Raw genomic sequence first — 6,278 nt, 5'->3', positions numbered from 1 at the left:
GTCGATCTAGGGCAAATCCTCGTGATTGGAGATCAACTAGCACGGATTTGCCCTAGATCGACGAGGCGGGTGGCGTCAGGCCGCCGCGAGGCGGAGGTAGTCGAGGTTGAAGCCGCCCTTCTCGCAGTAGACGGTCACGAGCTGGTCGCCGGCGGTCAGGGTGACCGGTACGTGCACCGACTGGTAGCTGCCCCAGCCGCCCGTGTCCGGTACCGAGGCGGTGGCGAGCACCTGGCCGGCGGCGTCCCGGAACGACACGGCGTCCGCCACCGCGCCCGCCCCGGCGGCGACCCGCAGCTCCAGGTCGTACGTGCCGGCCTGCGCGACGTCCACGCGATAGGTGAGCCAGTTCCCGGCGGCGGTCCAGCCGATGTTCTTCCCGCCGCTGGCGGCCGGGTTGCTCTCCACGAAGTTGCCGCCCTCGGTCCAGCCGTGCTGCCCGACGTAGGACTCGGCCTCCACCCGCTCCCCCACCGGGGCGCCGTGCGGGCGTACGGTCACGTGCACCGTCACCCGGTCGCTCGCCACCCCGTCGGTGACGGTCACGGTCACCTCCTGCTCGCCGACGGAGGTCGGGCGCAGCGTCAGCACGCCCGTCGCGGCGTCGAGGCTGGCGCCGCCGGGCAGCTCGGTGGCGTAGTACGCGAGCCGGTCACCGTCGCGGTCGGTCGCCCGCAGCGGTACCCGTACCGTCGCGTACTGGTCCGCGACCACGTCGGCGACCTCGGCCAGGCTCGGGGCGTGGTTGCCCCGCGCCGACGGCAGCTGCGCCTTCCAGCGCAGCGTGGCGAACGAGTGGGCCGGTACCTTCTGCACGAAGGACTCCCCCGCCACGACGACGCGTACCGTCCGCTCGGCGTCCGCGGCGTTGCCGACGACCGCCACGAAGTTGTCCTGCCCGTCCCGGTAGACCACGTTGCTCACCCCGTCGGTCGCCGCGCTCGACTCCACCCGCACGTCGTCCGGGCTCAGGTACCGGGCGAACTGCCCCAGCCGGTACAGCTCGTCGCGCACCGTGAAGTCCCGCTTCGTGGTGTCCACCTTGACCAGGCGGTCCGGCCACTTGGTGGTCCGGCCGATCTCCTCCCAGTCGACGTTGTTGTCGCGCTTGTCCGTCCAGTGCAGCGTCCCGCCGTCCTGGTCGGTCGCCTGGGCCCAGAGGACGTACGAGCTGGCGTCCAGCCGGAAGTAGTTGAGCACCGTCTCCGGCGAGAGGTCGCTCGTCTCGGTCATGTGCACCGGCTTGCCGGTCTGCTCGTACGCGTCCCGCATCACCGTCGGGTCGCCCCAGTACGGGTGGAACGCGATCGCGTCGGTGGCCGCCCGTACCTGCGCACCGGTCACCGAACCGTCCGGCGCGTCCTCCAGAATGCGGTAGTAGTTCTTGGTCTCGGTGCTGTTCGGGTCGCGCCAGTCCCAGAAGTTGAAGTCGTGCACGTAGAGCTGGGTGTCGAGCCGGGCGGCGGCGAACTCGCGGTGGATCGCGAGCGCCAGCTTCTGCTGCTGTGCCACGCTGATGTCCATCGCCGGGTAGACCACGTCCATGCCGGGCTCGTTGAGCAGCGTCACCGCGTCGATGCGGATGCCGTGCCGGGCGTACGCCTGGACGAACCTGACGTAGTACCGGGCGAAGACGTCGATGCAGTCCTCCCGCAGCTTGCCCACCTGGTAGTAGCTGGTGGTGCTGCCGGGCCGCAACGCGACCTCGCCGGTGAACCGGTTGTTCGTCTTCATCCAGGCCGGGGCGCTCCAGGCCGAGGCGAAGAAGGTCGCCCTCGGGTTGTACTTCTGAATCAGCTTGATGGTGTCGACGATGTGCAGGTCCAGGTCACGCTGGATCGAGAAGTGCTTCAGCCCGAAGTCCTCGGTCACGCCCGCCGGCAGGTCGTCCTCCGACCAGAACGGCAGGTGCTCGATGACGTCGGGGCTGCCGATCGTCACCCGGAAGCGGTCCAGGCCCGCGCCGGTCTTCGGGTCGACGAGCAGGCGGACCGCCTCCTCGCGCTTGGCCGGGGTGAGCTTCCACAGGTTCGACACGCTCGTCTCGTCCAGCGAGAAGCCGATCCCCGCGTACCGCTGCCGGACCTGGCTGGGGTCGGCCACGACGGTCGCGTCGACCGGCCCGCCCGGGTCGTCGCCCACCCGTACGGTGGGCAGCTCGCGCCAGCCGGTACCGGCGTCCGTCGAGTAGGTGCCGGTCACCGGGTTGCCCCGCTGCGGATGGTTGCCCGTACCGGCCGACGCGCTCGCCGCGGTGGCCGTCGCCGGGAGCGCGGCGGCGAGCAGCACGCTCGCCGTCGCGGACGCGGCGACCAACGCCGCGCTGGTGGATCGCCTCACGGCGCCTCCTTGTGGTGGGGAGAGGTCGCTCTCACACGCTTCGCACTGGTACCGGCGTCCGGGTCGCGCCACGGACGGCCGGCGGGCCGGTCGTTCTCCCTCGTGGAGGGAGCGACCGGTCAGGACGGCCAGTGCGCGCTTTCGCGAAGCTTTACTTCCATTAAGGCTTAAGTCAAGATCTAGATTCACCGGGCGGGGCGGCGGCCAGCGCGGACTCACGGGTGCGGCGGGCAGGCCGGGACCGGTCCGGGCGCGTCGAGACCGCCGGGGTCCGCGCGGATTCGTCGGCGCGGCCCGGACCGCTGTGGGCTCGTCGGCCACGGCCGGCGGGACGACCGGTTCCGGATAGGCTGAGCGGGTGGCCGACGACCTCGACGCCGAGACGATCGCGTTCGCGCACCGGATGTTCGACCTGGCGCGGGAGGGCGAGACGGCGACGCTGGCCGGTTACGTCGACGCCGGCCTGCCGGTGAACCTGACCAACGACCGGGGCGACACGCTGCTGATCCTGGCGGCGTACCACATCCGGCCCGACACCGTCGCCGCGCTGCTGGAGCGCGGCGCCGATCCGGACCGGGTCAACGACCGGGGGCAGACCGCGCTGGCCGCGGCGGCCTTCCGGCGCTCGGCCGAGACGGTCCAGGTCCTGCTCGCGGCCGGGGCCGACCCCGCCGCCGGCACCCCGTCGGCGGTCGAGACGGCCGCCTTCTTCGACCTGCCCGAGATGCTCGCCCTGCTCCAGCCCACGCCCGGCGTACCCGAGGACCTGCCCCCGAGGCCGGGCCGCGGCTGACGGCGCGGACGGACGCCGGCCGGCGTGGCCGGGGTTTACCGGGCCGGGCGGCGGGTAGCCGGCCCGCCATGAGCACCACGCGGGAGCCCGACGCGCTGCTCCTCGGCGGTCCGCGGGACGGGCTGCTCTTCACGGCCGAGGACGCGGCGATCGTACAGTTGGAGGTCGACGGGCTGATGCAGCGCTACCTGCGCACCTCGAACCGGGAGGAGCGCAACGGCATCCCGCTGGTGGTCTTCGTCTACGACGGCGCGGGCGCGCCCGAGGGCGGCGAGCCGGCCGTCGGTGCCCGCTGAACGCCTCACTCCAGTTCTCCGCGCAGCGCCCGGGCGATGTTGTCGTCGAGTCGCTGCCGGAACGGGCGCCGGGCGAGCACCACACTGATCTCCTCGACGACCCGGCTCAGCGGGTACGGGATCTCGGCCTCGATCTCGCGTACGGTCGCCTCGGTGGCCCGCCACTCCGCCTCCAGCAGCGGCAGCACCTCGCGCCCCCGAGCGCTGAGCCGGATCCGCCGCGCCCGGGCGTCGGCCGCGTCCGCGACGCTCTCCACGAACCCGGCGGTACGCATCGCCGCCACCGTCTGGCTCATGGCCGAGTGGGTGACCTCGATCGCGGTGGCGAGTTCCTGGATGGTCATCGACTCGCGCCGGCCGAGCTGGATCAACGGCCCGACGAAGCGGGCCCGCAGACCGGTGACGCCCGCGTCCGCGTAGAGCGCCACGATGTCGGCGTCCATCGACTCAAGCAGCAGCCGCAGCGGTCGCCAGCGGTGGCTGTCGAGCAGGTCCCGCCTCTCGTCCGGGCTCGCGGGTTCGCTCACCCGGCCATTGAAGGAGCCCGTACCGGCGCTGTCAATCACCGCCCCGCCGACGGGGCGCGGCCGGGCGGACGGACCACCGGCGGACAGGCCACCGGGCCGCCGCCGGTCGGCGCGCCGGACCGGGGCGACGGACCAGCGTGACGACCGGGACGACATCAGGCGGTGACGCGCAGCCGGGCGTCGAGCGCGTCGAGGTCCGGTACGAACCAGACGTGGTCGGCGCGGTTGGACTCCTCCACGAGCGCACGCAGCGCCGAACTCGCCGCCAGGTGCCGGGAGATGTCGCCGACGACCACCAGGCGCAGCCGGTAGTTGACGAACCTCTGCATGATCTCCCCGGCGAAGCGGGTGCTCAGGGAGAAGAACCCGTCGTCCAGCCGGCCCGCCGGTACCGCCACCACCTCGGCGCCGGCGAAGGCGGCCCCGATCAGGTCCAGCGCGTCCTGCACCGTGGCGATCGGCGGCCCGTCCGGGTCGCAGACCAGCACCGGCACGCCGGCCCGCTCGCGTACCACGTCAGGCATCGCCGGCCTCCCCCGCGAGCAGGCCGTTGTCGCCGTCGAGAACGGCCTCTACCAGGTGCAACAACTCGGCGGTGGCGGCGGCGCCGCCCAGTACCACGATCTTCATCCGGTTCCGTTCCTCGTCGTGGACGGTCTGCACGCGCAGCGGGCGCGCCGGGTCGTGACCGGTGTTCGCGGCGGCCAGCACGAGCGTGGCGAGCCGGTCGGCCGCCGCCCGGTCGACGCCGTCGATCTGCACGATGCTCGACGCCTCCACCAGCACCGCGCCGCCCGGGCGCTCGGCGGCGGGCGGCGGAGGTCTGCCGGTGAGGGCGTCGAGGTCGGCGCGGGCGATCCGGTACTGCTTGCCGATGCGTACCGCCCGGAGCCGGCCGCCGCGGATGTAGCCGCGCACGGTCCGCACGTGCAGGCCGAGCCGCTCCGCCACCTGCTCGACCGAGTACATTTCGTTCGTCATTTGGCTCTAACCTACCCCATCAACGGAACGATAGGGAAGTTTGCTTCGGCAGGCTGCGGTGCTCGCGCCCGATGATCCACGGGGGCAGCCGAGCGGCCGACCGACCTCGCCGAGGCCGATCCGTCGAGGTTGGGGCGCCGGTCGGGGCCGGCGGCGGCCGGGACTCGGGTATAACAGCCGGGTGGACGACTCCCTGAGCGCGCGGATGCGCAAGGCCGCGAGTGCGCTGCTGACCTCGCTGGACGAGGCCTCGCACCGGCTGGCGGCGCTACCGTTCGCCGACGACGCGGCCCGCCGCTGGATCGAGTACCGGCCGGCGCCCCGACCCGGCGCCTGCCTCGCCGATCTCGACAACACCGGCCGCAAGGCCGCGCACCGCCTGCTCGCCACCGCGCTCAGCCCGCACGCGTACGCCCAGGCAATGGCGGTGGTCGCCCTGGAGGAGGTGCTCGACCGCTCCGAACGGGGTCGCCGGGGTCGGCACAGCAACGACTACTGGGTGGCCGTCTTCGGCGACCCCGAGCGCGACGACCACTGGTCCTGGCGGTTCGAGGGGCACCACCTCTCGGTCACCATGACCGTCGTGGACGGCGAGGTCTCCCCCGCCCCGGTCTTCCTCGGCGCCAACCCGGCCCGGGTGGACTACCACGGACGTACCGTCTCCCGACCGCTGGCGCCCGAGGAGGACCTCGCCCGGGAGCTGCTCGCGGCGCTGGACCCGGCCCGGCGGGCCGAGGCGATCGTCTCCGGCGACGCGCCCGGCGACATCCGCAGCGCCACCTCGCCGCGTACCGGCCCACGGATCGAACCCCTCGGGCTGGCCCGCGGCCGGCTGACCGGCTCCGCGCGGTCGCTGCTGGACCAGCTCGTCCGGCTGTACCTCGACCGGCTGCCCGCGGAGCTGGCCGCGCGCGAGGCGGCCCGCGTCGAGGCGGGCGAGCTGCACTTCGCCTGGGAGGGCCCGACCGGGCCAGGGCAGCGGCACTACTACCGGGTGCAGGGCGACAACCTGCTGATCGAGTACGACAACACCAGCGACGACGGCAACCACGCGCACACCGTGCTGCGGCGCCCCCGCAGCGACTTCGGCGACGACGTGCTGGCCGCGCACCGGGCCGAGGCGCACGGCTGAGCACTCGTCAGGCCGGGACGGGACGGCGCGGCAGCAGGCGTCAGGCCGGGCGGGACGGCGCGGCAGCAGGCGTCAGGCCGGGCGGGACGGCGCGGCAGCAGGCGTCAGGCCGGACGGGACGGCGCGGCAGCAGGCGTCAGGCCGGACGGGACGGCGCGGCAGCAGGCGTCAGGCCGGACGGGACGGCGCGGCAGCAGGCGTCAGGCCGG

At 73.3% G+C, this 6,278-nt stretch carries 7 protein-coding genes; 3 read left to right on the top strand and 4 right to left on the bottom strand.

Annotated features, from left to right (window positions below):
• Nucleotides 1-75: 75 nt before the first annotated feature.
• On the bottom strand, nt 76-2,340 hold the full coding sequence (locus AB0J86_RS07410) for a carbohydrate-binding protein (protein ID WP_363853981.1): 2,265 nt from the start codon (nt 2,338-2,340) through the stop codon (nt 76-78).
• Nucleotides 2,341-2,698: 358 nt separating this feature from the next.
• Between AB0J86_RS07410 and AB0J86_RS07405 the strand changes: the two genes are divergently transcribed.
• Nucleotides 2,699-3,133, top strand: coding sequence for an ankyrin repeat domain-containing protein (locus AB0J86_RS07405; protein ID WP_363853978.1), 435 nt, complete (start codon nt 2,699-2,701; stop codon nt 3,131-3,133).
• Between the two features lie 68 nt (nt 3,134-3,201).
• Complete coding sequence (locus AB0J86_RS07400; protein ID WP_363853975.1) at nt 3,202-3,429, top strand: hypothetical protein; 228 nt, start codon at nt 3,202-3,204, stop codon at nt 3,427-3,429.
• 5 nt (nt 3,430-3,434) lie between these two features.
• Here the strand turns inward: AB0J86_RS07400 and AB0J86_RS07395 are convergent, their stop codons facing one another.
• The 3 genes from AB0J86_RS07395 to AB0J86_RS07385 form a co-directional block, all read right to left on the bottom strand.
• Nucleotides 3,435-3,956, bottom strand: coding sequence for a MarR family transcriptional regulator (locus AB0J86_RS07395; protein WP_363853972.1), 522 nt, complete (start codon nt 3,954-3,956; stop codon nt 3,435-3,437).
• A 155-nt stretch (nt 3,957-4,111) separates the two neighbouring features.
• Nucleotides 4,112-4,480, bottom strand: coding sequence for a DUF4180 domain-containing protein (locus AB0J86_RS07390; RefSeq protein WP_363853971.1), 369 nt, complete (start codon nt 4,478-4,480; stop codon nt 4,112-4,114).
• Nucleotides 4,473-4,937 carry a helix-turn-helix domain-containing protein gene (locus AB0J86_RS07385; RefSeq protein WP_363853969.1) on the bottom strand — a complete coding sequence of 155 codons (465 nt, stop codon included), beginning with the start codon at nt 4,935-4,937 and terminating at the stop codon, nt 4,473-4,475. The genes AB0J86_RS07390 and AB0J86_RS07385 overlap by 8 nt, the downstream gene beginning before the upstream one ends.
• Before the next feature lie 181 nt (nt 4,938-5,118).
• Here AB0J86_RS07385 and AB0J86_RS07380 point away from each other — a divergent pair, with 181 nt between their 5' ends.
• Complete coding sequence (locus AB0J86_RS07380) at nt 5,119-6,069, top strand: DUF3500 domain-containing protein (protein ID WP_363853967.1); 951 nt, start codon at nt 5,119-5,121, stop codon at nt 6,067-6,069.
• Nucleotides 6,070-6,278 lie beyond the last annotated feature (209 nt).

It is taken from the genome of Micromonospora sp. NPDC049559, from assembly GCF_040676675.1.
Classification (GTDB): domain Bacteria; phylum Actinomycetota; class Actinomycetes; order Mycobacteriales; family Micromonosporaceae; genus JBFAPK01.
The sequence above is the reverse complement of the archived record's forward strand: the minus strand, read 5'-3'. Positions and strand labels throughout refer to the sequence as shown.

Excerpts from the sequence above, each read along its gene's own strand:
- AB0J86_RS07390 (WP_363853971.1), bottom strand. The coding sequence starts at position 4,480 with ATGCCTGACGTGGTACGCGAGCGGGCCGGCGTGCCGGTGCTGGTCTGC.
- AB0J86_RS07400 (WP_363853975.1), top strand. The coding sequence starts at position 3,202 with ATGAGCACCACGCGGGAGCCCGACGCGCTGCTCCTCGGCGGTCCGCGG.
- AB0J86_RS07385 (WP_363853969.1), bottom strand. The coding sequence starts at position 4,937 with ATGACGAACGAAATGTACTCGGTCGAGCAGGTGGCGGAGCGGCTCGGC.